Source organism: Pseudomonas sp. NFR09 (genome assembly GCF_900111535.1).
GTDB classification, from domain to species: domain Bacteria; phylum Pseudomonadota; class Gammaproteobacteria; order Pseudomonadales; family Pseudomonadaceae; genus Aquipseudomonas; species Aquipseudomonas extremorientalis.
Window position 1 is genome coordinate 693276 of sequence record NZ_FOIH01000001.1, and the last position, 24331, is coordinate 717606.

The 24331-nt window shown below is 61.3% G+C and carries 20 protein-coding genes; 13 read left to right on the forward strand and 7 right to left on the reverse strand.

Annotation, left to right across the window (positions count from 1 at the left end):
• Positions 1-67 precede the first annotated feature (67 nt).
• The 6 genes from BMX59_RS03130 to BMX59_RS03155 all read left to right on the forward strand — a co-directional run bounded on the left by BMX59_RS03130 (position 68) and on the right by BMX59_RS03155 (position 6255).
• Positions 68-1663, forward strand: coding sequence for an ABC transporter substrate-binding protein (locus BMX59_RS03130; protein WP_093119891.1), 1596 nt, complete (start codon positions 68-70; stop codon positions 1661-1663).
• Positions 1664-1739: 76 nt separating this feature from the next.
• Positions 1740-2750 carry an ABC transporter permease subunit gene (locus BMX59_RS03135; protein ID WP_025856266.1) on the forward strand — a complete coding sequence of 337 codons (1011 nt, stop codon included), beginning with the start codon at positions 1740-1742 and terminating at the stop codon, positions 2748-2750.
• A 10-nt stretch (positions 2751-2760) separates the two neighbouring features.
• Positions 2761-3672: an ABC transporter permease subunit gene (locus tag BMX59_RS03140; RefSeq protein WP_010213191.1), complete on the forward strand. Its 912-nt coding sequence runs from the start codon at positions 2761-2763 to the stop codon at positions 3670-3672.
• Between the two features lie 10 nt (positions 3673-3682).
• Complete coding sequence (locus BMX59_RS03145) at positions 3683-4651, forward strand: ABC transporter ATP-binding protein (protein WP_071491107.1); 969 nt, start codon at positions 3683-3685, stop codon at positions 4649-4651.
• A complete protein-coding gene (locus BMX59_RS03150) occupies positions 4651-5622 on the forward strand; it encodes a peptide ABC transporter ATP-binding protein (RefSeq protein ID WP_016971590.1) in 972 nt (323 codons plus the stop codon). Before BMX59_RS03145 ends, BMX59_RS03150 begins: the two co-directional genes overlap by 1 nt.
• 285 nt (positions 5623-5907) lie before the next feature.
• Positions 5908-6255 carry a hypothetical protein gene (locus tag BMX59_RS03155; RefSeq protein WP_092240686.1) on the forward strand — a complete coding sequence of 116 codons (348 nt, stop codon included), beginning with the start codon at positions 5908-5910 and terminating at the stop codon, positions 6253-6255.
• 57 nt (positions 6256-6312) lie between these two features.
• On the opposite strand, the gene BMX59_RS03160 is transcribed toward BMX59_RS03155, so the two are convergent.
• The 3 genes from BMX59_RS03160 to BMX59_RS03170 form a co-directional block, all read right to left on the reverse strand.
• Positions 6313-6567, reverse strand: coding sequence for a hypothetical protein (locus tag BMX59_RS03160; protein WP_092240684.1), 255 nt, complete (start codon positions 6565-6567; stop codon positions 6313-6315).
• A 96-nt stretch (positions 6568-6663) separates the two neighbouring features.
• Positions 6664-6909, reverse strand: a complete 246-nt coding sequence (locus BMX59_RS03165; RefSeq protein WP_071491105.1) for a hypothetical protein — start codon at positions 6907-6909, stop codon at positions 6664-6666.
• A 289-nt stretch (positions 6910-7198) separates the two neighbouring features.
• Positions 7199-8782: a peptide chain release factor 3 gene (locus BMX59_RS03170; protein WP_078046847.1), complete on the reverse strand. Its 1584-nt coding sequence runs from the start codon at positions 8780-8782 to the stop codon at positions 7199-7201.
• Between the two features lie 295 nt (positions 8783-9077).
• Here BMX59_RS03170 and BMX59_RS03175 point away from each other — a divergent pair, with 295 nt between their 5' ends.
• The 5 genes from BMX59_RS03175 (at position 9078) to BMX59_RS03195 (ending at position 14131) form a co-directional block, all read left to right on the forward strand.
• A complete protein-coding gene (locus BMX59_RS03175) occupies positions 9078-9830 on the forward strand; it encodes an ABC transporter permease (protein ID WP_258539690.1) in 753 nt (250 codons plus the stop codon).
• Between the two features lie 9 nt (positions 9831-9839).
• Positions 9840-10736: a glycine betaine ABC transporter substrate-binding protein gene (locus BMX59_RS03180; protein ID WP_093119897.1), complete on the forward strand. Its 897-nt coding sequence runs from the start codon at positions 9840-9842 to the stop codon at positions 10734-10736.
• 11 nt (positions 10737-10747) lie between these two features.
• Positions 10748-11401, forward strand: coding sequence for an ABC transporter permease (locus tag BMX59_RS03185; protein WP_058423040.1), 654 nt, complete (start codon positions 10748-10750; stop codon positions 11399-11401).
• Entirely contained in the window at positions 11398-12555 is a 1158-nt protein-coding gene (locus BMX59_RS03190) for an osmoprotectant ABC transporter ATP-binding protein OsmV (protein WP_071491102.1), read from the forward strand. Before BMX59_RS03185 ends, BMX59_RS03190 begins: the two co-directional genes overlap by 4 nt.
• A gap of 412 nt (positions 12556-12967) precedes the next feature.
• Entirely contained in the window at positions 12968-14131 is a 1164-nt protein-coding gene (locus tag BMX59_RS03195) for a type III PLP-dependent enzyme (RefSeq protein ID WP_071491101.1), read from the forward strand.
• A gap of 49 nt (positions 14132-14180) precedes the next feature.
• Here the strand turns inward: BMX59_RS03195 and BMX59_RS03200 are convergent, their stop codons facing one another.
• The gene (locus tag BMX59_RS03200) at positions 14181-14930 is read right to left on the reverse strand and encodes a tetratricopeptide repeat protein (protein WP_093119899.1); all 750 of its coding nucleotides are present in this window, start codon (positions 14928-14930) and stop codon (positions 14181-14183) included.
• Between the two features lies 1 nt (position 14931).
• Positions 14932-15612 (reverse strand): Fe2+-dependent dioxygenase, encoded by a 681-nt coding sequence (locus BMX59_RS03205; protein ID WP_071491099.1) that lies wholly within the window; start codon positions 15610-15612, stop codon positions 14932-14934.
• A 205-nt stretch (positions 15613-15817) separates the two neighbouring features.
• Here BMX59_RS03205 and BMX59_RS03210 point away from each other — a divergent pair, with 205 nt between their 5' ends.
• Positions 15818-18103 carry a TonB-dependent receptor gene (locus BMX59_RS03210; protein ID WP_071491098.1) on the forward strand — a complete coding sequence of 762 codons (2286 nt, stop codon included), beginning with the start codon at positions 15818-15820 and terminating at the stop codon, positions 18101-18103.
• 136 nt (positions 18104-18239) lie between these two features.
• Positions 18240-20765, forward strand: a complete 2526-nt coding sequence (locus BMX59_RS03215; protein ID WP_093119901.1) for a sulfite reductase flavoprotein subunit alpha — start codon at positions 18240-18242, stop codon at positions 20763-20765.
• A 133-nt stretch (positions 20766-20898) separates the two neighbouring features.
• On the opposite strand, the gene BMX59_RS03220 is transcribed toward BMX59_RS03215, so the two are convergent.
• Together BMX59_RS03220 and BMX59_RS03225 are read right to left on the reverse strand one after the other, a co-directional pair.
• On the reverse strand, positions 20899-22440 hold the full coding sequence (locus tag BMX59_RS03220; protein ID WP_093119903.1) for an alkaline phosphatase D family protein: 1542 nt from the start codon (positions 22438-22440) through the stop codon (positions 20899-20901).
• A 183-nt stretch (positions 22441-22623) separates the two neighbouring features.
• Entirely contained in the window at positions 22624-24327 is a 1704-nt protein-coding gene (locus BMX59_RS03225; RefSeq protein WP_092240672.1) for a PTS fructose-like transporter subunit IIB, read from the reverse strand.
• Positions 24328-24331: the final 4 nt, after the last annotated feature.

Sequence of the window (24331 nt, forward strand, 5' to 3'; positions counted from 1 at the left end):
AGCGGCGGGCTCAGGACGAGCCCGCCGTCTACGCTTGTCTGGTCCCATCGATTGCAGAGGGCTCCGAATGAAATTGCTCCCACTACAAGCCGCCATGGCTGCCGCGCTGTTGAGCGTGGCCATCGGCGTTTCGGCCAAACCACTGGTGGTCTGCACCGAAGCCAGCCCGGAAGGTTTCGACCCGGTCCTGTACACCACGGCCGTGACGGCTGACGCCGCTGCTGAAACCATGTTCAACCGTTTGGTGGACTTCAAGCCAGGCACCACTGAAATTGTTCCCGCGCTCGCCAAGAGCTGGGAAATCAGTGACGACGGCCTGACCTATACGTTCCACCTGCGCGATGACGTCAAGTTCCACACCACCGACTATTTCAAACCCACGCGTAACTTGAATGCCGATGACGTGCTCTGGAGCTTCCAGCGCCAGTTGGACCCGAAACACCCTTGGCATAACAAATCCACCACGGGTTTCCCCTATTTCGAAAGCATGGGCTTCAAGGAACTGCTCAAAAGTGTCGAGAAGACTGATGACCACACGGTGGTCTTCACCCTGACGCGCCCTGAAGCACCGTTCCTGGCCGATGTCGCGATGCCGTTTACCGCCATCCACTCCGCTGAATACGCCGACAAACTGCTCGCCGCCGGTAAGACCGATGAGCTCAATAGCAAGCCGATCGGTACCGGCCCGTTCATCTTCATCCGCTACCAGAAAGATGCCCAGGTGCGCTTCAAGGCCAACCCGGAGTACTTCCGTGGCAAGCCGCCGGCCGATCCGTTGATCCTGGCCATTGCGGTCGACAACAACGTGCGCCTGCAGAAGCTCAAGGCCAACGAATGCCAGGTCGCGCTATATCCCAAGCCCGATGACCTGCCAAGCATCAAGAAAGACCCGAACCTGAAGGTCGATGAACTGGCGGCGATGACCACCGCCTACACCGCACTGAACACCACACACAAGTACATGAGCGACGCGCGGGTGCGTCACGCGATCAACATCGCGTTCGACAAAAAAGGCTACAACGAATCGCTGTACGGCAAAGGCAACGCTGTCGATGCCACCGGCCCGTTTCCCCCCACGCTGCTGGGCTTCAACGACAAGCTGAAAAACCCACCGCGCGACCTCGACAAGGCCCGTGCCCTGCTCAAGGAAGCGGGTGTGCCGGAAGGCACCGAGTTCACCCTGTTCACCCGTAACGGCGGCGGCCCGACCAACCCTAACCCGATGCTCGGCGCCCAGCGCATGCAGGCGGATCTGGCGCAGATTGGCCTGAAGGTGAATATCAAAGTCATGGAATGGGGCGAAATGCTCAAGCGTGCTAAAAACGGTGAACACGACATGGTATCCGCCGGATGGGCGGGGGATAACGGCGACCCGGATAACTTCCTCACGCCGAACCTGAGTTGCGATGCAGCGAAAAACGGCGAAAACTACGCGCGCTGGTGTAACAAAGAGTTTCAAGACTTGATCGACAAGGCGCGCGCTGTGGCTGAACCCGCACAACGCGCTGCACTCTATGAACAAGCCATGGACGTTTTCGACAAGGACCAACCATGGATCCCCATGGCTTACCCGAAAATGTTCACCGCTATGCGCAAGAACGTCGAGGGTTATACCCAAAGCCCTCTGACGAACAATAACTTCGCCACCACCCAGGTGAAGTAAATAAGAAAAACGCTCGGCGCCGTCGACATTGACGGCGCCGGACCTGCCTAACCGGCTGATTGAGGTACACGACAAGATGTTTAGTTTTATTGCCCGCCGACTGGGGTTATTGATCCCCACGTTCTTCGGCATCACGTTGCTCACGTTTGCGTTGATTCGCATGATCCCTGGCGACCCCGTCGAAGTCATGATGGGCGAGCGGCGCGTCGACCCCGAGATGCACGCACAGGCAATGGAACGCCTCGGCCTTAACAAGCCGCTGTATGCGCAATACCTGGATTACGTCGGCAAACTCGCCCAGGGTGACCTTGGCGAATCGCTGCGTACCCGCACCAGCGTGTGGACTGAATTCACCGCCCTGTTCCCCGCGACCCTGGAACTGTCCATGGCCGCCCTGTTGTTCGCCGGTATCCTGGGCCTGTTGGCCGGGGTGATCGCGGCCCTGAAACGAGGATCCCTGTTCGACCATGGGGTGATGGGCATCTCCCTGGCGGGATATTCGATGCCGATCTTCTGGTGGGGCCTGATCCTGATCATGTTCTTCTCGGTGAGCCTGGGCTGGACCCCGGTTTCCGGGCGTATCGACCTGCTCTACGACATCGAGCCGCGCACCGGCTTCATGCTGATCGACACGCTGCTGGCTGACGAGCCGGACGCGTTCTTCGACGCCCTGCACCACCTGATCCTGCCGGCCATCGTGCTCGGCACCATCCCGCTGGCGGTGATCGCGCGGATGACCCGTTCGTCGATGCTCGAAGTGCTGCGCGAAGATTACATCCGCACCGCCAAGGCCAAAGGCCTGTCGCCGACGCGCGTGGTGTTCGTGCACGGCCTGCGTAACGCACTGATCCCGGTGTTGACCGTGGTCGGCCTGCAAGTCGGCACGCTGCTGGCCGGTGCGGTCCTGACCGAGACCATCTTCTCGTGGCCCGGCATCGGCAAATGGCTGATCGAAGCCATTGGCGCGCGGGACTACCCGGTGGTGCAGAACGGCATCCTGCTGATCGCCTGCCTGGTGATCCTGGTGAACTTCGTGGTGGATATCCTCTACGGCTTCGCCAACCCACGCATCCGTCACCAGCGCTGAGATCATGACCATGACCACACCTACTCCAGTGTCAGCAGTCGATCAAAGCCTGCTGTACCCGTCCCCGTACAAAGAATTCTGGCAAGCCTTCTCCAAGAACAAAGGCGCGGTTGCCGGCCTGCTGTTCATGTTGCTGATCGTGTTCTGCGCGATCTTTGCCCCGTGGGTTGCACCGCATAACCCGAGCGAGCAATACCGCGACTTCCTGCTGACCCCGCCAGCCTGGCTGGAGGGTGGGCAGATGCAATTCCTGCTCGGCACCGACGAACTGGGCCGCGACCTGCTTTCACGCCTGATCCAGGGCTCGCGCCTGTCGTTGCTGATCGGCTTGTCGTCGGTGGTGATGTCGCTGATCCCGGGCATTCTGCTGGGTCTGTTCGCCGGGTTCTTCCCGCGCTTGCTCGGCCCGACCATCATGCGTCTGATGGACATCATGCTGGCCCTGCCGTCGCTGCTGCTGGCCGTGGCCATTGTGGCAATCCTCGGCCCTGGCCTGATCAACACCGTGATCGCCATCGCTATCGTGTCGCTGCCGTCCTACGTGCGCCTGACCCGCGCGGCGGTGATGGGCGAACTGAACCGCGACTACGTGACCGCCGCGCGCCTCGCCGGTGCCGGCCTGCCGCGCCTGATGTTCATTACTGTGCTGCCCAACTGCATGGCACCGCTGATCGTCCAGGCCACCCTGAGTTTCTCTTCGGCGATCCTCGATGCAGCGGCCCTTGGCTTCCTCGGCCTTGGCGTACAACCGCCAACCCCGGAGTGGGGCACCATGCTGGCTTCGGCCCGTGACTACATCGAACGCGCCTGGTGGGTGGTAAGCCTGCCGGGTCTGACCATTTTGCTCAGCGTGCTGGCAATCAACTTGATGGGCGACGGCCTGCGCGATGCGCTGGACCCGAAACTCAAGAACGCCGCCTGAGGAGATTCCCATGTCACTGTTAGAAATCAAGAATCTCAACGTGCGCTTCGGCGACAAGACCGCCGTGCCGGTGGTCGATGGCCTCGACATTTCCGTCGACAAAGGCGAAGTACTGGCCATCGTTGGCGAGTCGGGCTCGGGAAAATCCGTGACCATGATGGCGCTGATGGGCCTGATCGAGCACCCCGGCATCGTCACCGCCGACGCCCTGAACTTCGACGGCAAGGACATGCTCAAGTTGAGCAATCGCCAGCGTCGCCAGATCGTCGGCAAAGACCTGGCGATGGTGTTCCAGGACCCGATGACCGCGCTGAACCCCAGCTACACCGTGGGCTTCCAGATCGAAGAAGTGTTGCGCCTGCACCTGAAAATGTCCGGCAAACAAGCGCGCAAACGCGCCATCGAACTGTTGGAAAAGGTTGAAATCCCGGGCGCTGCCAGCCGTATGGATGCCTACCCGCACCAACTGTCCGGCGGTATGAGCCAGCGTGTAGCAATCGCTATGGCGATTGCCGGCGAGCCGAAACTGCTGATCGCGGATGAGCCCACCACCGCACTGGACGTCACCATTCAAGCGCAGATCATGGACCTGCTGCTGGCCCTGCAGAAAGAACAGAACATGGGCCTGGTGCTGATCACCCACGACCTCGCGGTCGTGGCGGAAACCGCCCAGCGCGTGTGCGTGATGTATGCCGGCCAAGCGGTGGAAGTCGGCCAGGTGCCGCAACTGTTCGACATCCCGGCGCACCCGTACAGCGAAGCCCTGCTCAAGGCGATCCCGGAGCACAGCCTGGGCGCCACGCGCCTGGCCACGTTGCCCGGTATCGTACCCGGCCGCTATGACCGTCCGCAGGGCTGCCTGCTGTCGCCGCGATGCCCGTACGTGCAGGAAAACTGCCGGAGCCAGCGCCCCGGCCTTGATCCGAAAACCAACAGCCTTGCGCGCTGCTTCTACCCCTTGAACCAGGAGGTGGCGTAATGGCCGTCGTTCTTACCGCCCGCGACCTGACCCGTCACTACGAAGTGTCCCGTGGCCTGTTCAAGGGCCACGCCACTGTGCGCGCCCTCAATGGCGTGTCCTTTGAGTTGGAAGCCGGCAAGACCCTCGCCGTTGTAGGCGAGTCGGGTTGCGGCAAATCCACCCTGGCCCGTGCGCTCACATTGATCGAAGAGCCGTCTTCCGGTTCCTTGAAAATCGCCGGCCAGGAAGTGGCCGGCGCCGACAAGGCCCAGCGCAAGCAATTGCGCAAAGACGTGCAGATGGTATTCCAGAGCCCGTACGCGTCGCTCAACCCACGGCAGAAAGTTGGTGATCAACTGGGCGAGCCGCTGTTGATCAACACCAACCTGTCCGCCGCCGAACGCCGCGAAAAAGTGCAGGCGATGATGAAGCAAGTGGGCCTGCGCCCCGAGCATTATCAGCGCTACCCGCACATGTTCTCCGGCGGCCAACGCCAACGCATCGCCCTGGCCCGCGCGATGATGCTGCAACCGAAAGTGCTGGTGGCGGATGAACCGACCTCGGCGCTCGACGTATCGATCCAGGCCCAGGTGCTCAACCTGTTCATGGACCTGCAGCAGGAATTCAACACGGCCTACGTGTTCATCTCCCACAACCTGGCGGTGGTGCAGCATGTCGCCGATGACGTGATGGTGATGTACCTCGGTCGCCCGGTGGAAGTGGGCCCCAAGGAAGACATCTACGCACGCCCGCTGCACCCGTACACCCAGGCGCTGCTGTCGGCCACCCCGACCATCCACCCGGACCCGAACAAGCCGAAGATCAAGATTGTCGGCGAGCTGCCCAACCCACTGAACCCACCGCCGGGCTGCGCGTTCCACAAGCGTTGCCCGTATGCGACGGCGCGGTGCAGCAGCGAGGAGCCGCAACTGCGGGCCTTGGATAACCGCCAGGTGGCCTGCCATTATGCGGAGCAGTTCGTCGCGTGATGCTCGGCTGGAGCGGTCTCCCCCACTCCAGCTAGAGGTTGACGCTCCGAGTTCCACAGCCCCTGCCACCAGGTTGCGCATCAGCCTAGCGGCAGGGGCTTTTTATTAATGATTCAAAACACACCACGTGTGTAGTCCATCCTTAAATACTGCTGTTTTCAGTGCAACTTTATTATAGTACGCACGCCTCTATTCCTAAACCTGTAACACCATCTAAGCCTCTATTGTTAATTGCAAAATCAATGATTAGATTCAGTCGCCTCATCATTGAAAATCGATAACGCCATGAAATATCGCCCCGTATCACGTTCTCTTGAGCACTTGCTGAACACCATTTACCAGGACGACGACATCACCATGGGTGAGTTTAAGCGGCTTCAGGCCGAGTCGGATATACGCTGGGAAAACGTAATAAAAGAATTGGGCCACAACAACACTCTGATCTCTTTTCAGAGCGCCATGGATGTAGCCCTGCACCTATTGTATTTGTGTGTCGAACATATCAAGCATCAAGAGCTGAGTGATTTTAACGAGGCCCTTGTGAAAGATGCGGTTCATGCACAAGTTGAGACCGTTCGGGCTGGGGCCAATCTTGCACTGAAACAACTTCAGGTCGGACCAAACACGTTATAAGAGGACGGGAGGTGGCTTGCCACCTTCCATCCTTTAAATCCTCCATAGCCTTGGACACTATGTCTGGCTGTCGCCTTCAGCGTCCGGATCATCGCTGTCCGGCTCGTCGGTGGTGGAGTCATCGTCGTCCTCACTGCCACCCTGGCCCTTGTCGCCAGGCTCCGCCTCGGACTTCGCCAGTTGCAGATCCTGGCAGTGCCCCGAAGCCACAACACCGCTCTGCACCGGGCTATGCGCCCAGGCCGACGACATCCCCAACGACAACAGCACCAGCACTTTTATCAACAGCACAACTCGTTGAAAAATACTCATGGTTGATTCCGTCCAGTCAGTAGGTCAATCCCGCGCGACAGCCGTCTACCGCCGCCAGTATTGACGCTAGCCCCGATGCCGGGTTTACGCCAAGTCTCAGGTCTCACCGTCGTCGAAGGTAGCACTGTCCTCCCCCTCGTTATAGGGATTTTCCGCATCCTCCTTGGGCGCAGGCTGGGCCTGGGGCTGCCAGCTGCCAGAGTTGACCTCCTGCTGCTTTTTCTTGGTGACAGGGCCCGTGTCCTTCCATTGGGGCGTGCCGGCGCCGGCCAGGGCCAATGAGGCGAACAAGCCCAAAGCCCCCAGCAGCACCAGTTGAATGACGCGTTGAGTTATACGCACGGTGGCCTCCTATTCCGTCGATGGGTGAGTGAAATACTTCAAACGCTAGACGGGATGTGGGTTTCTCGCCAATAGCCCTGATCGATGAAGATCAAAATGTGGGAGGGGCGGTGCGACGATTCGACTTGCCCCCGATGGCGGCGTACCAGCCAGCGGATTTATTGATTGACCCACTGCTATCGGGGGCAAGTCGAATCGTCGCACCGCCCCTCCCACATTTTTATTTGTGTTTGGCCAATAAAAAGGGCGAAGCCATCACAGCTTCGCCCTGTTCTTTACCGCTTGGACCTTAATGGTGCTCACGGGTCGCGCGGAATTTCACATCCGGCCAGCGTTCTTCCATCAGCGCCAGGTTCACCCGGGTCGGCGCCAGGTAGGTCAAGTGCCCACCGCCGTCCACCGCGAGGTTTTCCACGGCCTTGTTGGAGAACTCTTCCAGCTTCTTCTTATCGCTGCACTCGATCCAGCGCGCGGAGTACACGGTGATCGGCTCATACGAGCACTCCACCTTGTATTCCTCTTTCAAGCGGCTGGCGACCACATCGAACTGCAGCACACCGACGGCGCCGAGGATGATGTCGTTGCTGCGCTCGGGGAAGAACACCTGGGTGGCCCCCTCTTCCGCCAGTTGCTGCAAGCCCTGGCGCAGTTGCTTGGATTTGAGCGGGTCGCGCAGGCGTACACGGCGGAACAGTTCCGGGGCGAAGTGCGGGATACCGGTAAAGCCCAGCGCTTCGCCTTCGGTGAAGGTGTCGCCGATCTGGATGGTGCCGTGGTTGTGCAGGCCGATGATGTCACCGGCGTAGGCTTCTTCGAGCTGTTCACGCTCGGAGGAGAAGAACGTCAGGGCGTCGCCGATGCGCACGTCCTTGCCGGTGCGCACGTGGCGCATCTTCATGCCTTTTTCGTATTTGCCGGAGCAGATGCGCATGAAGGCAATGCGGTCGCGGTGTTTTGGGTCCATGTTCGCTTGGATCTTGAACACGAAGCCGGTGAATTTCTCTTCGACCGGTTCCACGGTGCGCTCGTTGGCAACACGGGCCAGAGGCTTGGGCGCCCAGTCGACAACGGCGTCGAGTACATGGTCGACACCGAAGTTGCCCAGGGCGGTCCCGAAGAACACCGGGGTCAGTTGGCCGTCGAGGAACTCCTGCTGGTTGAACTCGTGGCAGGCGCCCTGCACCAGTTCCAGCTGATCGACAAAGCGGTCGTACTCGTCACCCAGGTGGGCGCGGGCTTCGTCGGAGTCGAGTTTCTCGATGATCTTGGTTTCGGTGCGCTCGTGACCGTGGCCGGCGGTGTAGACAATGATGTAGTCGTCAGCCAGGTGGTACACGCCCTTGAAGTCGCGGTAGCAACCGATCGGCCAGGTGATCGGCGCGGCCTTGATCTTCAGGACGGCTTCGATTTCATCCAGCAGCTCGATGGGGTCGCGGATGTCGCGGTCGAGTTTGTTGATGAAGCTGACGATCGGCGTGTCACGCAGACGGCACACGTCCATCAGCGCGATGGTGCGGGGCTCGACGCCTTTACCGCCGTCGAGGACCATCAGCGCCGAGTCCACCGCGGTCAGGGTGCGGTAGGTGTCTTCGGAGAAGTCTTCGTGGCCCGGGGTATCGAGCAGGTTGACCATATGGTCGCGATACGGGAACTGCATGACCGACGTGGTAATGGAGATACCCCGTTGTTTTTCCATTTCCATCCAGTCGGAGGTGGCATGGCGGTCGGATTTGCGGGATTTCACCGTGCCGGCCACTGCGATTGCCTTGCCCATCAGCAAGAGCTTCTCGGTGATGGTGGTTTTACCGGCATCGGGGTGGGAAATAATGGCGAAAGTGCGGCGTTTCGCGACTTCGGCGGCCTGGTGGGTCATGGGAAATCGCCTGGCAGGTGAGTCAAAAAAGGGCGGCGAGTATAGCGCAAACCCAGGAGGACGGACCACCGTTCAGCCCATTGGGGGTGGCTAAATGCTGCCAAGTGTGGAACCTTTTAAAAGGTAGAGACGTCCACTCCCCTGCTACCGCACTCGGAACAGGGGCTGATAAATCAGCAAGTTAGCCTGACGAGGCTGCGCTCATGGCTCGATCGCATACCGCGTTGCCGGTATCGGCGAGCTGCATTTCGCGACCACATTCAGAGGCAGCCAGGAATGGCATTGCCGCCGGAGAATGTGGGCGCCGACAGAAGAAAAAAGGAGTCCGCCTGTGGCTATTCGCTATGGCAAAGGGCTGATAGGAGGAGCGGTTGTCGTCGCCCTCTTGGCCCTGCTGGTCCACTGGATCGGCATCAACACGATCGAACTGTACCGCGACGATTTGTTGTTTTACCTGCAAGCTCATCTGATCCTCGTTCTTGTCTCCATGCTGGCCGCCCTGATTGTGGGCATCCCCGCCGGTATCCTGCTCAGCCGACCGCACATGGTCGGGCGCGCAGAACGCTTCATGCAGATCTTCAACATCGGCAACACCGTCCCGCCCCTGGCCGTACTGGCCATCGCCCTCGGCGTCCTTGGCATCGGCAGCGGCCCGGCCATCTTCGCGCTGTTCCTCGCCTCCCTCCTGCCTATCGTGCGCAACACCTACGAAGGCCTGAAAAACGTCCAGGGCTCCCTGAAAGAAGCCGCCACCGGCATCGGCATGACGCCGCGCCAAGTGCTGTTTCGCGTGGAATTGCCCAACGCCGTGCCAATCATCGTCGGCGGTGTGCGTGTGGCCCTGGCGATCAATGTCGGCACCGCGCCGCTGGCGTTCCTGATCGGTGCCAACAGCCTGGGCAGCCTGATCTTCCCTGGCATCGCCCTGAACAATCAGCCGCAATTGCTGCTCGGCGCTGCGTGCACCGCGCTGCTGGCGTTGTTGCTCGACGGTCTGGTGACTCTGGCCAGCCGCCTCTGGCTGGAACGCGGGTTGCGTGCGTCTTAAGGAACCGACATGAAAAAACTGACATTGATAATGAGCTGCGTCCTGCTCTTGGCAGGCGTTGCACAAGGCGCCGAAAAACCGGTGATCCGCATCGGCGCCCGGGTGTTCACCGAACAGACCCTGCTCGCCGAAATCACCTCCCAGTACCTGCGCACCAAGGGCTATGACACCCGCGTGACCGGCGGACTGGGCAGCAACCTGGCGCGCAGTGCCCAGGAAAGCGGGCAACTGGACCTGATCTGGGAATACACCGGCGTGTCGCTGGTGGCCTACAACCATGTCGACGAGAAACTCGACAGTGAACAATCCTACGCTCGGGTGAAAGAACTCGACGCGAAAAAGGGCCTGGTCTGGCTCTCCCCGTCGCGCTTCAGCAACACCTACGCCCTGGCATTGCCGGAGAACGTGGCGAAGGAATTCCCGCAGATCAACAGCATCAGCGACCTGACCCAGGCCCTGGCGGAAAAAACCAAAGGCACACGCCTGGTCGCCCTGGACACCGAGTTCGCCAACCGTTCCGACGGCCTGGCCGGCATGGTCAAGCTGTACGACATGAACCTGACCCGCAAGAACACCCGGCAGATGGACGCTGGCCTGGTCTATACCGCGCTGCGTAATGGGCAGGTGTTCGCCGGTTTGGTCTACACCACCGACGGCCGCCTGAATGCCTTCAAATTGAAGTTGCTGGAAGACGACAAGCATTACTTCCCCGACTACACCGCCGCGCCGGTGGTGCGCCAGGTTTATCTGGATGCGCATCCACAACTGGCCGCCGAGCTCAAGCCGCTGGCCGCGCTGTTCGACGACGAAACCATGCGCCAGCTGAACGCCCGGGTCGACGTCGACCATGAAAGCCCTTCCACTGTTGCCGCCGATTTCCTGCGCCAGCATCCGATCAATCAATAAGAGGAGAAGACATGGAATTCCTGAACGCCTTTTCCCATCTTGATTGGGCCCAAGTCCTGCACCTGACCGGGCAGCACATCACCCTGGTCGGCATTGCCGTGATCCTCGCGATCCTGATCGGCGTGCCCCTGGGCATCCTGATGACGCGCTTCCCGACGCTTGCAGGCCCGCTGCAAGCCAGCGCCACGGTATTGCTGACCGTACCGTCCATCGCCCTGTTCGGCCTGCTGCTGCCGTTCTACTCCAAATTCGGCCAGGGCCTGGGGCCGATGCCGGCGATCACCGCCGTGTTCCTCTACTCCCTGTTGCCGATCATGCGTAACACCTACCTCGCCCTCACTGGCGTGGAGCCTGGCATTCGCGAAGCCGCCAAAGGCATCGGCATGACCTTCGGCCAGCGCCTGCGCATGGTCGAGTTGCCCATCGCTGTGCCGGTGATCCTCGCCGGTGTGCGCACCGCCGTAGTGATGAACATCGGTGTGATGACCATCGCCGCCACCATCGGCGCCGGTGGCCTGGGTGTACTTATTCTGGCTTCCATCAGCCGCAGCGACATGTCGATGCTGATCGTCGGCGCCGTGCTGGTCAGTCTCCTGGCCATCTTCGCCGACCTGCTTCTGCAATGGCTGCAACGCTCGCTGACTCCAAAAGGACTGCTCAAATGATCGAACTTCAAAACCTGTCCAAGACCTTCCAAAGCAACGGCAAGACGGTAACGGCCGTGAACGATGTAAGCCTGACCGTCAACGAAGGCGAGATTTGCGTATTCCTCGGCCCATCGGGTTGCGGCAAGAGCACCACGCTGAAAATGATCAACCGCCTGATCAAGCCCACCTCGGGCAAGATCCTGATCAATGGCGAAGACACCACCGATCTCGACGAAGTGACCCTGCGCCGCAACATCGGTTATGTGATCCAGCAGATCGGCCTGTTCCCGAACATGACCATCGAGGAAAACATCGTGGTGGTGCCCAAGCTGCTCGGCTGGGACAAGCAGAAATGCCACGACCGCGCCCGCGAGTTGATGAGCATGATCAAGCTGGAACCCAAACAGTACCTGCATCGCTACCCGCGTGAGCTGTCCGGTGGCCAGCAACAGCGCATCGGCGTGATCCGCGCACTGGCGGCCGATGCGCCGCTGCTGCTGATGGACGAGCCGTTCGGCGCAGTCGACCCGATCAACCGCGAGATGATCCAGAACGAATTCTTCGAGATGCAGCGCGCGCTGAACAAGACCGTGATCATGGTCAGCCACGACATCGACGAGGCCATCAAGCTGGGTGACAAGATCGCCATCTTCCGTGCCGGCAAGCTGCTGCAGATCGACCATCCGGACACGCTGCTGGCGCATCCTGCCGACGAGTTCGTCAGCAACTTCGTGGGCCAGGACAGCACCCTCAAGCGTCTGCTGCTGGTGAAGGCCGAGGATGCTGCGGACAACGCGCCGTCGGTGAGCCCGGAAACTCCAGTGGCCGATGCCCTGGAGCTGATGGACGAAACCGACCGCCGCTATGTGGTCGTCACTTGTGCCGAGAACAAGGCGCTGGGTTATGTACGCCGTCGCGACCTGCACCGTCAGACCGGGACTTGCGGCCAGTATCTGCGCGAGTTCAACGCCACGGCGGCGTACGACGAGCATTTGCGCATCCTGCTGTCACGCATGTACGAGTTCAACCGCTCGTGGTTGCCGGTGATGGATGCGGAGCGGGTGTTCCTCGGGGAAGTGACGCAGGAGTCGATTGCCGAGTACCTGAGCTCTGGTAAGTCGCGTGGGGGCAAGACCAGTATCGTGTCGCCAGCTGAAACTGCCTTGGCCTGACACAACACAGGTCAACATGTGGGAGGGGGCAAGCCCCCTCCCACATTTGGCTCTATGGTGGGCCAAGGAAATCCCGCTGATTTGCCCCATTCGGGGAACATCATTCCGTCACACCGGTCGGTTACATAAGTAGCTGCACGCGGCTGTGCGACGAGCGCGTGCAAAAACGCGACATTTTTAGTTGATCTATGGCCCCTCACGTCCTAAAGTTCGCGCCGAACGTCCATGCTGGAAACGATCCATCCGGCTCAAGTACTGACGACGAGACAGCAAGGCCAAGGGAAGCGGTTGATCCCATGGCCTTTTTGCTTTCGGCGACATGCCTTGGGAAGTAGGCGAACCAAAGTGGGGATACGGAGGACGTTCATTTGCACCCATTGACTAAATCAGTTTGCCCTTAGGAGTTCCCAGCATGTCGATCAACGTCGAAGATTATTTCGCGCGCGCCACTTTTGACAAAATGAAGGCGTTCGCCGACAAGCAAGAAACCCCGTTCGTGGTGATCGACACCGCGATGATCAGCCAGGCCTACGATGACCTGCGCGCCGGTTTCGAATTCGCCAAGGTCTATTACGCGGTCAAGGCCAACCCGGCCGTCGAGATCATTGACCTGCTCAAGGACAAAGGCTCGAGCTTCGACATCGCTTCGATCTACGAGCTGGACAAGGTACTGGGCCGCGGCGTCAGCCCTGACCGTATCAGCTACGGCAACACCATCAAGAAGTCCAAGGACATCCGCTACTTCTTTGATAAGGGCGTACGCCTGTTCTCCACCGACTCCGAAGCCGACTTGCGCAACATCGCCAAGGCCGCGCCGGGTTCGAAAGTGTATGTGCGTATCCTCACCGAAGGCTCGACCACGGCTGACTGGCCGCTGTCGCGCAAATTCGGCTGCCAGACCGACATGGCGATGGACCTGCTGATCCTCGCCCGCGACCTGGGCCTGGTGCCGTACGGCATCTCGTTCCATGTCGGTTCGCAGCAGCGCGACATCAGCGTATGGGACGCGGCGATCGCCAAGGTCAAAGTGATCTTCGAGCGCCTGAAAGAAGAAGACGGCATCCACCTCAAGCTGATCAACATGGGCGGCGGCTTCCCGGCCAACTACATCACCCGCACCAACAGCCTGGAAACCTACGCCGAAGAAATCATCCGCTTCCTCAAGGAAGATTTCGGCGACGACCTGCCGGAAATCATCCTGGAGCCGGGCCGTTCGTTGATCGCCAACGCCGGTATCCTGGTCAGTGAAGTGGTATTGGTTGCACGTAAATCCCGTACCGCCGTCGAGCGCTGGGTGTACACGGACGTGGGCAAGTTCTCCGGCCTGATCGAAACCATGGACGAAGCCATCAAGTTCCCGATCTGGACCGAGAAGAAAGGCGAGATGGAAGAAGTGGTCATCGCAGGTCCCACCTGCGACAGCGCCGACATCATGTACGAAAACTACAAGTACGGCCTGCCGCTGAACCTGGCGATTGGTGACCGCTTGTACTGGCTGTCGACCGGTGCGTACACCACCAGCTACAGCGCGGTTGAGTTCAATGGCTTTCCGCCACTGAAATCGTTCTACGTGTAAAACGGCCGCACATAAAAAACCCATGACATGTCATGGGTTTTTTTACGCCTCAAGAAAGGCTTACCGCGCGTTGTTGATAGGCATCGGCCATCGCCCGGATCCGCGGATCATTCGCCGCTACCAGGGCCTTGTGCGCCACCCGCAAGAACTTCAGGTTCCCGCCCGCCAACGCCTTGCGCAACCATTCCAGCGCCGCGTCGATCTGACCTCTGTCGGCCAGCACCGCCGCATAGCTGAACTGCCCGCGAAAATCACCGGCCTCGGCTGAGCGTCGATACCAGTCCACAGCGGCGTCCAGGTCCTGTGGGCAGAACCGACCATCTTCCAGGTAACGCCCCAGCAGGTTCATCGACTTGGCATGCCCCTGCTCGGCCGCCCGGCGATAACAGGCCAATGCTTGTCGTTGGTCCTCGGCGACACCGCGCCCCGTGGCCAGCAGATTGGCGTAGTTGTACTGCCCCCAATCCAACCCTGCTTCGGCAGCCGCCCGATATTCCCGCGCCGCCGCCGCCTCATCGACATCACATCCCCAGCCATGCTCGCGGCAACGCCCAACCATGTTGCGGGCCATCAAATGCCCGCTGTGCGCAGCGATCTGGAACCAGCGCAAGGCCAGTGTCTCATCGCGTGCGATGCCACGCCCTTCGAGCAGGATTTGCCCGAGCAACGCCTGGGCATCGACCACTCCTTCCTTCGCCGCCATCAGGATTGCCTGGGCAGCGCGCACGGGGGAATCGTCGAGCATCGCTTGCAGTTGCTCAACGTTGAGCACCTCTTCCCGACGCAATAAAAAGCCCATGTCAGACCTCGACCCAGCGGCGCAGCAGGTTGTGATACGTACCGGTGAGTTGAATCAGCGCGGGGTGGTCAGGCACATCGGCGGTCAGTTGCTGGATCGCACCGTCCATTTCAAACAGCAGGGTGCGCTGGCTGTCTTCACGTACCAGGCTCTGGGTCCAGAAGAACGAGGCATAGCGTGCGCCACGGGTCACTGCGTTGACTTTGTGCAGGCTGGAGCCGGGGTACAGCACCATGTCGCCGGCCGGCAGCTTCACGCGCTGCAGGCCGAATGTGTCCTGGATTTCCAGTTCGCCGCCGTCGTATTCGTCCGGGTCGCTGAAGAACAGCGTCGATGACAGGTCGGTGCGCACCCGCTCGTGGCTGCCCTTGGGTTGGCGCACGGCGTTGTCGATATGAAAGTCGAAACTGCCGCCCGCCGTGTAGCAATTGAGCAGCGGCGGAAACACCTTGTGCGGTAACGCCGCTGACATAAACAGCGGGTTCTGCCAAAGCCGTTCAAGCATCGCCGCGCCGATTTCCTTGGCCAGCGGGTGGCCCTCGGGCAATTGCAGGTTGTGCTTGGCCTTGGCGGACTGGTGCCCGGCGGTGATTTTACCGTCGGCCCACTCGGCGTTTTCCAGGGCCTGGCGGATGCGCTGCACCTCCTCACGAGAGAACAGGCCGGGGATGTGCAGCAGCATGGGGCAGTACCTGAATTCAGAGAGGCGCCAATGGTATTGATTCTTATCCGCCCTGTAAAACGCCAGGACGAACGAGATCGTAAAAACCGTAAGCAAAAAGTGTAAAGAATGTAAATTCAATGCAATTAGCAATGTATCGCAATTGATAGAAAGTCTTGTTCGCCCTATATTCCGCGACCTCACATCCTTGGGGAAAGGACACGTCATGTCGCGCACCACTACAAAAATACCTGCCGGTTCACCACGCATGCTGGCTTCAGCCATCGGCGTTGCCCTCAGCGCCAGCTCTGTCGCCCATCTGGCACAAGCTGCCGAAGACACTGAACAAAAAGGCCAGCGCAACAGCATTTCCCTGGGCGCCACCAGCATCACCGGGGAAGCGCAGGACAACACCTCCTACCAGGTCGAAAAAGCCTCGTCGCAGAAATACACCGCACCGCTGGTGGATACCCCGCGCTCGGTCACCGTGGTGCCGCAACAAGTCCTCAAGGACACCGCCGCCACCTCGTTGCAGGATGCCTTGCGCACCGTGCCGGGCATCACCTTTGGCGCGGGCGAAGGCGGCAACCCCCAGGGCGACCGCCCGTTCATCCGCGGTTTTGATGCCCAGGGCGACACCTACCTGGACGGCGTGCGCGACACCGGTGGCCAGAGCCGTGAGATCTTCGACATCGAGTCGATTGAAGTCAGCAAAGGCCCGAACTCATCGTTCGGCGGTCGCGGTTCAGCCGGCGGCAGCCTCAACCTGGTGAGCAAGACCCCACAAGCGCGGGACTTCACCAACGGCGGCTTCACCTACGGTTCCGACCAGACCCGCCGCTACGTACTCGACGTAAACCGCCAGTTCCTCGATGACAGCGCCGCGTTCCGCCTGAACCTGATGAGCCACGAACAGAACGTGGCTGGCCGCGACGCGGTCAATTACGACCGTTGGGGCGTGGCACCGTCGCTGACCTTTGGCCTGGGCACCCCGACCCGCGTCAACCTCAGCTACTACCACCTGGAAAGCAACGACCTGCCGGATTCGGGGATTCCCTACGGCTATGGTTCGTCGACCGCCACCGCCCATGTGCATGACAAGCCCAACGATGGCGGCGACAGCAATAATTTCTACGGTTTGAAGGACCGCGACTTCCGCAAGACCCGCGCCGATATCAGTACGTTCTCCATCGAGCACGACCTGAACGACACCATGACGCTGAAAAACACCCTGCGCCATGGCAGCACCGGCCAGGACTACATTCTTACCCAGCCGGACGACAGCAAGTTCAACGTCAACCGCTACGGCACCGTGTGGCGTCGCGCCAATAGCCGGGTTTCGACCACGACCACCACCACCAACCAGACCGACCTGTTCGGCACGTTCCAGGCCCTGGGTTTCAAGCACAGCTACTCCACCGGCCTGGAGTTCACCGGTGAAGAAACCCGCGTCAGCAGCTACACCATCAGCCCCAACGCCAACCCGGTGTGCACCGTGGCCAAAGGCAGCCTGGGCGGCCAGTGCACCTCCCTGAGCAATCCGAACCCGGATGACGCCTGGACCGGCAGCATCGCCCGCAACTACTACGGCACCGCCACCAAGGCCACCAGCCGTGGCGCTTATGTATTCGACACCATCGAGCTGGACCCCAAATGGTTGCTGAACGTCGGCCTGCGCTACGACACCTTCGACACCGTGGCCAACACCGACTCGGCCACCGGCCGCAGCAAAATCAAGGAAGACAGCCAGTTCTTCAACTGGCAGGCCGGCCTGGTCTGGAAGCCAGTGGAAAACGCCAGCATCTATGCGTCCTACGCCACATCGGCGACACCTGCCGGTGGCCTGGTCGGTGAAGGGTCGGACGGCAACCCACTCTCAGCCGGTGCCGCCACCAGCGACCTGCAGCCCGAAGAAACCGTCAACTACGAGTTGGGCACCAAGTGGGACCTGTTCCACGATCGCCTGTCCCTCACCGCTGCGGTGTTCCGCACCGAAAAGAAAAACACCCGTATCCTCGTGGACGCGCTCACCTATCAGAACGCCGGCGAATCCCAGGTCGACGGCCTGGAACTGTCCGCCAGCGGCAAGATCACCGACCAGTGGCAAGTGTTCGCCGGCTATAGCTACCTGGACAGCGAGCTGGTCAAATCCGGCCTCAACGGGCGTAACGGTGTCGTCAGCGCGGGTTCGAACAAAGGCAACCAGATGCCGAATACGCCGAAGAACACCTTCAGCCTGTGGACCACTTACGACGTCACCTCCAAGCTCACCCTCGGTGGCGGTGCGTTCTACGTCGACCAGGTTTATGGCGACGCCGGCAACACCGTCTATGTACCGTCCTACACCCGCTACGATGCCATGGCCAGCTACAAACTGACCAAGAACGTCGACCTGCAACTGAACGTACAAAACCTGACCGACAAGGTTTACTACGACAAGGCCTTCTCGACACACTTCGCCAACCAGGCGGCCGGTCGTACGGCCCTGTTGACCACCAGCTTCCATTTTTAAGCAGCAGCGTCGCGCAGCAGAGGGCCCCACGCATCGGATGCGTGGGGCTTTTGCGTGTAAAACAGAATGTTTCTCGACAAGCCACGGCATAATGCGCGCCGTGCCCTACATATCCGGATAGACGAGGCGGTCAGACGTGTTGAAGAAAACCCTGTTCCAGTTGCACTGGTTCTTCGGCATCACTGCCGGGCTGGTGCTGGCCTTGATGGGGATCAGCGGGGCTGCGGTCTCGTTTCAGGATGAAATACTGCGGGCGCTCAACCCCAGCGTGCTGACCGTGGAAAAACGCGAAGCCGGTGTGCTGCCGCCCGCCGAACTGGTGCGCAAGCTGGAGGCCACCGAAGGCCAGACCGTGGCCATGCTGTTCGTCGAAAGCGAAAGCGGCAACGCCGCCCGCGTGTTCTTCACCGCGCCGCCCGGCGAGCGCCGTGGCCAACTGCGCTATTTCGATCCCTACACCGGCGACTACATGGGCGACGTGCTCGGCCAGGATGTCTTCGGCTTTCTGCTGCAGTTCCACCGTTTCCTGGTGATGGGCGATACCGGGCGCAACATCACCGGCGCGTGCACGCTGATCCTGGTGTTCTTCTGCCTCTCCGGCCTGTACCTGCGCTGGCCGCGCCAGGTGGCGAGCTGGCGGGCCTGGCTGACGCTGGACTGGCGCAAAAAGGGCCGTGCCTTCAACTGGGACCTGCACTCGGTGTTCGGCACCTGGTGCCTGCTGGCTTACCTGCTGTCGGCGTTGACCGGCTTGTATTGGTCCTACGACTGGTACAGCCAGGGCCTGACCAAGCTGTTGTCCGACGCCCCGCAAAACGAACGGGTGCGCAAGCGCGGCCCGGCGCCCGAGGGTGCGGCGCCAGTGGCCAACTACGATGCGATCTGGAGCAGCATCTACAGCAACGCCGGCCCAGGCTTGAGCGCCTATAACATCCGCATGCCAGCGGTCGCCGGGCAACCGGCCATCGTCTACTACCTGTTGAAAAACTCGCCCCATGACCGGGCGCTGAACCAGATCAACCTCGACCCGGCCACCGGCGAGGTCAAATCCCACGACCAGTACGCCAGCAAAAGCCTCGGTTCCAGACTGCTGACCAGCGTCTATGCGCTGCACACCGGCAGTTACTTCGGCTTGATCGGGCGGATTGTCCTCACGCTCAGCTCGGTGCTGATGCCGCTGTTCTTCATCACCGGCTGGCTGCTGTACCTGGACCGCCGGCGCAAAAAACGCCAGGTGCGAGAGGCGCGCAAAGGCCTCACAAGCAACCCCAGTAACGCCCCGGCCTGGCTGATCGGTTTTGCCAGCCAGAGCGGTTTCGCCGAACAGCTTGCCTGGCAAACGGCCGGGCAATTGCAGGCCGCCGGCCTGCCGGTGAAGGTGCAGCCCCTGGGCAGCGTCAGCCAGGACGACCTGCGCCAGTCGGAAAACGCGCTGTTTGTGGTCAGCACCTTCGGCGACGGCGAAGCGCCTGACAATGCCCGTGGTTTCGAGCGCAGCGTGCTCGGCCAGGACCTGTCCCTCAAGGGCCTGAACTACTCGGTGCTGGCCCTGGGTGATCGCCAGTACGAACATTTCTGCGGCTTTGCCCGCCGCTTGCATTTCTGGCTGACCCATCAGGGCGGCAACCCACTGTTTGCGCCCGTGGAAGTGGACAGCGGCGACACCACCGCCCTGCTCCACTGGCAACAACAACTCGGCCAACTGACCGGCCACGCCCCGGCATCCGCCTGGCCGACGGCCCAGTATGAAAACTGGACGCTCAGCCACCGCTCATTGCTCAACCGCGACAGCAGCGGCTCGGACGTCTACCTGCTGGGCCTCACCTCACCGTCGCCACAAAGCTGGCAAGCCGGCGACCTGGTGGAAGTGCTGCCACGCAATTGCCCGTGGGCCATCGAACACTTCCTCGAAGGCCTGGGCCTGGCCGGCAGTGACAGCGTATTGATCGACGGCATGGCGCATACGCTCGACCAGGCCCTGGCCACCCGCCAGTTGCCGACCCATCGCGCGCACCTGGTCGGCCTGCACGCCCAGGCGCTGGTGGACGCGTTGGTGCCGCTGGGCATGCGCGAATACTCCATCGCCTCAATTGCCAGCGATGGCGTGCTGGAACTGATCGTGCGCCAGGAACGTCACCCCGACGGCAGCCTGGGCCTGGGCTCGGGCTGGCTGACCGAGTACGCCGCCCTCGGTTCGAGCATCAGCCTGCGTCTGCGCCGCAACAGTGCGTTCCACCTGCCACAGGCGCCGGTGCCGCTGATCCTGCTGGGCAACGGCACCGGCCTGGCGGGCCTGCGCAGTCTGCTCAAGGCCCGCATCGCCGACGGCCAGCAGCGCAACTGGCTGCTGTTTGGCGAGCGCAATATCAAGCATGACTTCCTGTGCCAGGACGAGCTGCAAGGCTGGTTGGCCAGCGGCGATCTGGCCTTGCTCGACCTGGCGTTTTCCCGCGATCAGCAAGAGAAGATCTACGTGCAGGACCGCCTGCGCGAGTCAGCGGATGTGCTGCGTAAATGGCTGGCCGACGGCGCGGCGATTTATGTGTGCGGAAGCCTGCAGGGAATGGCGACGGGGGTGGACCAGGCGCTGGTGGACATCCTCGGCAGTGAAGCCGTGGCGCGGTTGATCGAGCAGGGGCGTTATCGCCGGGATGTGTACTGACCCTCTGAACGAACAACACTCAACCTGTGGGAGGGGGCTTGCCCCCGATAGCGGTGCATCAATAGCTCAGTCATAGACTGACACGCCCTCATCGGGGGCAAGCCCCCTCCCACAATTTTTAATGCATTCCAGGTCAGGTGGGCTGGAGTTTTTGTTCGAACACCGAGACGCCATCCAGGTCCCGCAGCACCACAGTCAACTCCGCAGTCTGCCCATCAATGTTCACCTCGCCAAAAAACTGAAACCCCGCCAGCGGCGAGGTGTTCTGCGCCGGCGGTGCCTTCTCGAACACCACTTCGGGGCCAAAGGTCTTGTCCAGCGGATTAGGCCCGAAACTCCCGGCGTTCAACGGCCCGGCGACAAACTCCCAGAACGGTTCGAAATCCTGGAACGCCGCACGATCCGGGTGGTAGTGATGCGCGGCGCAGTAGTGCACATCGGCGGTCAGCCACAGGTGGTTGCGCACGTTTTGCGCCCGTAGAAAGCCCAGCAGCTCGGCGATTTCCAATTCGCGGCCTTGCGGCGCACCGGGATCGTTGTTGGCGATGGCTTCCCAGCGCGGCACGCCGGGGCTGACTTCACCGTCGGGCACGCCGAGGCCGATGGGCATGTCGGCGGCGATGACTTTCCATTGCGCCTGGGAGCCCTTGAGTTCCCGCTTGAGCCAGTCCAATTGCGCACGCCCGAGGAAGGGTTTTTCGCCGCCGAGGTTGTCATCGTTGGGCCCGCGATAACTGCGCATATCCAGCACGAATACATCCAGCAGCGGACCGTAGCTGAGCTTGCGATAAATCCGCCCGCCGCCGTCCGCTGCCTGGCGGCGCATCGGTGAGTATTCCAGCCACGCCTGGCGCGCACGGCCGACCAGGGTATTGATGTCCTTGACCCGGTAACGCTCATCTAACTGCTTGCTCGGCGACCAGTTGTTCACCACTTCATGGTCGTCCCACTGCCAGATCTGCGGCACCTCGGCGTTGAAGCGGCGCACGTTTTCATCCATCAGGTTGTAGCGGTAATTGCCGCGATACTCCTCCAGGGTTTCAGCGACTTTACTCTTGGCCTCAGTGGTGATGTTGCGCCAGATGCGCCCGTCTTCGACGGTGAGCTGCGCGGGCACCGGGCCGTCGGCATAGATGGTGTCGCCACTGTGGATAAAAAAGTCCGGCAGACGCAGGCGCATGGCTTCGTAGATACGCATGCCGCCGATGTCCGGGTTGATGCCGAAGCCTTGGCCGACGGTGTCGCCGCTCCACACAAAACGAATGTCACGGCGCTGTTGCGGCACGCTGCGCAGGTGGCCGAACCAGGGTTCGCTGGCGATGCCGGTCTGGGCGTCCTCGAAGTGCACGCGGTAGAAGATCGCCTGGTCGACAGGCAGCCCGGTGAGCTCGACGCGGGCGGTGAAGTCGCTGCGCTGGTCGGCCAGCGGCGAAACAAAACGACGAGGGTTGCTGAACACGCTGCGGGTGTCCCACTCCACCACCATCTTGGCCGGGCGGTCGCTGCGGCTCCAGATCATGGCGCGGTCGCCGAGCAGGTCGCCGGACTGCACGCCATCGGTGAGCTGCGGCCGGTCCTTGACCGAAGCGATCACCGCCGGCGCCAGGCCCGGCAACAACAGGCCGGCGCCGACGGCTTGCATCACGCGGCGGCGGCCGAGATCGAAGTGGCTCATGCAGGTGCCCTCTTGAGTATCAAAAGGGCCACTAAAGCACGCCCCGATGAAGCAGAGATGACACCTATACAGCGATCAACGGTGGGAGGGGGCTTGCCCCCGATGGCAGAGTGTCAGCCAGCACATTTATGGCTGACCCACCGCTATCGGGGGCAAGCCCCCTCCCACATTTTCAGCACCGCGTCAGACGGTCACAGTCAGTTCTTGCGCTTCGGGGCGTTTGATCAACGCATAGACCAGGCCGGTCAGCAGGCTGCCGGCGACAATCGCCAGCAGATACGGCAATGCATGGTTCATCGCATTCGGGATCACCAGCACAAACAGGCCACCATGGGGCGCCGCCAGTACGCAGCCGAAGTACATGGACAGGGCACCGGTCAATGCACCGCCGGCGATACTGGCCGGAATCACGCGCAACGGGTCCTTCGCGGCAAACGGGATCGCGCCTTCGGAAATGAAGCACAAGCCGAGGATCATCGCCGCCTTGCCCGCTTCGCGTTCGGTCTGGGCGAACTTGCGGCGTGCCAGGAACGTGGCGATGCCCATGCCGATCGGCGGCACCATGCCGGCCGCCATGGTCGCGGCCATCGGCGCGCCGCTGTGGGCCGCCAGCAGGCCGACGGAAAATGCGTAGGCCGCCTTGTTGATCGGCCCGCCCAGGTCGACACACATCATGCCGCCCAGCAGGATGCCCAGCAGTACCGCATTGGTCGTGCCCATGGTGCTGAGAAAATCAGTCAGCCCCACCAGCATGCGCGCGACCGGCGGCCCCACCAGGTAGATCATCGCCAGGCCGGTGAACAGACTCGCCAGCAGCGGGATGATCAGGATCGGCTTGAGCGCCTCCAGGCTCTGCGGCAATTTCACTGCGCGGGTGATCAACTTGACGCAATAGCCCGCGAGGAAACCGGCGAAGATGCCACCGATAAATCCTGCACCCAGGGTGCCGGCCAGCAGGCCGCCAATCATGCCCGGCGCGATGCCCGGACGGTCGGCAATCGAGTAGGCGATGTAGCCCGCCAGCAGCGGCACCATCAGCATGAAGGCGCGGTCGCCGACGGTTTTCAGCGCAGCCGCCAGGGTGCCTTCCTGTTCAAAGGCGTGAATGCCGAACACGAACGACAAGGCGATCAACAACCCGCCTGCCACCACCATCGGCAACATGAACGACACACCGGTGAGCAGGTGTTTGTACACGCCGGTTTTTTCCGGCTTGGCCACCGCGCCGCTGGCCGCGCTTTCCACCGCACCTTCGGCAAGGGCCTTGTTGAGGGTGGCTTCGGACTGCTTGAGCGCAATACCGGTGCCGCACCGGTAGATCTTCTTGCCGGCGAAGCGCTCGGTGGCGACTTCGATATCGGCGGCCAACAACACCACATCGGCATTGGCGATTGCTTCGGCGCTCAATGGCGTACGGGCACCGACCGAGCCCTGGGTTTCGACCTGCAAGTCATAACCCAGGCGCTTGGCTGTCTGCTGCAAGGCTTCGGCAGCCATGAAGGTATGGGCGACGCCGGTCGGGCAGGCGGTGATCGCAACGATGCGCGGCGCGTTCCTGGCCGGGGCTTCAGCCGCGACATACACCTGCGCCTCTTCGGCGCCACGACGCAATACGGCGTCGACATCCGCCAACGCCTGGGCCGGTGTGCTCTGGAACACGCGCTTGCCGACAAAGCGCTGCATCTCCACCGGGGTGCTGCTGACCAGCAACACCCATTCGGCGTCGTCGATGACCGACTGGGACAATTGGCGCTCCGGGCGCTGCACATCCACCACTTCAACGCTGGTACTCCAGCCCTGGCGCTGCGCGGCGGCGTCCAACAAGCGGGCGCACAGCACACTGGTGACCATGCCGTTCGGGCAGGCAGTAACAATGGCTAACTTCATCACA

What these genes read in the sequence shown, in the direction of transcription:
- BMX59_RS03130 (WP_093119891.1), top strand. Translation starts at nt 68, where the DNA reads ATGAAATTGCTCCCACTACAAGCCGCCATGGCTGCCGCGCTGTTGAGC.
- BMX59_RS03135 (WP_025856266.1), top strand. Translation starts at nt 1,740, where the DNA reads ATGTTTAGTTTTATTGCCCGCCGACTGGGGTTATTGATCCCCACGTTC.
- BMX59_RS03140 (WP_010213191.1), top strand. Translation starts at nt 2,761, where the DNA reads ATGACCACACCTACTCCAGTGTCAGCAGTCGATCAAAGCCTGCTGTAC.
- BMX59_RS03145 (WP_071491107.1), top strand. Translation starts at nt 3,683, where the DNA reads ATGTCACTGTTAGAAATCAAGAATCTCAACGTGCGCTTCGGCGACAAG.
- BMX59_RS03150 (WP_016971590.1), top strand. Translation starts at nt 4,651, where the DNA reads ATGGCCGTCGTTCTTACCGCCCGCGACCTGACCCGTCACTACGAAGTG.
- BMX59_RS03155 (WP_092240686.1), top strand. Translation starts at nt 5,908, where the DNA reads ATGAAATATCGCCCCGTATCACGTTCTCTTGAGCACTTGCTGAACACC.
- BMX59_RS03160 (WP_092240684.1), bottom strand. Translation starts at nt 6,567, where the DNA reads ATGAGTATTTTTCAACGAGTTGTGCTGTTGATAAAAGTGCTGGTGCTG.
- BMX59_RS03170 (WP_078046847.1), bottom strand. Translation starts at nt 8,782, where the DNA reads ATGACCCACCAGGCCGCCGAAGTCGCGAAACGCCGCACTTTCGCCATT.
- BMX59_RS03175 (WP_258539690.1), top strand. Translation starts at nt 9,078, where the DNA reads ATGTGGGCGCCGACAGAAGAAAAAAGGAGTCCGCCTGTGGCTATTCGC.
- BMX59_RS03180 (WP_093119897.1), top strand. Translation starts at nt 9,840, where the DNA reads ATGAAAAAACTGACATTGATAATGAGCTGCGTCCTGCTCTTGGCAGGC.
- BMX59_RS03185 (WP_058423040.1), top strand. Translation starts at nt 10,748, where the DNA reads ATGGAATTCCTGAACGCCTTTTCCCATCTTGATTGGGCCCAAGTCCTG.
- BMX59_RS03190 (WP_071491102.1), top strand. Translation starts at nt 11,398, where the DNA reads ATGATCGAACTTCAAAACCTGTCCAAGACCTTCCAAAGCAACGGCAAG.
- BMX59_RS03195 (WP_071491101.1), top strand. Translation starts at nt 12,968, where the DNA reads ATGTCGATCAACGTCGAAGATTATTTCGCGCGCGCCACTTTTGACAAA.
- BMX59_RS03200 (WP_093119899.1), bottom strand. Translation starts at nt 14,930, where the DNA reads ATGGGCTTTTTATTGCGTCGGGAAGAGGTGCTCAACGTTGAGCAACTG.
- BMX59_RS03205 (WP_071491099.1), bottom strand. Translation starts at nt 15,612, where the DNA reads ATGCTGCTGCACATCCCCGGCCTGTTCTCTCGTGAGGAGGTGCAGCGC.
- BMX59_RS03210 (WP_071491098.1), top strand. Translation starts at nt 15,818, where the DNA reads ATGTCGCGCACCACTACAAAAATACCTGCCGGTTCACCACGCATGCTG.
- BMX59_RS03220 (WP_093119903.1), bottom strand. Translation starts at nt 22,440, where the DNA reads ATGAGCCACTTCGATCTCGGCCGCCGCCGCGTGATGCAAGCCGTCGGC.
- BMX59_RS03225 (WP_092240672.1), bottom strand. Translation starts at nt 24,327, where the DNA reads ATGAAGTTAGCCATTGTTACTGCCTGCCCGAACGGCATGGTCACCAGT.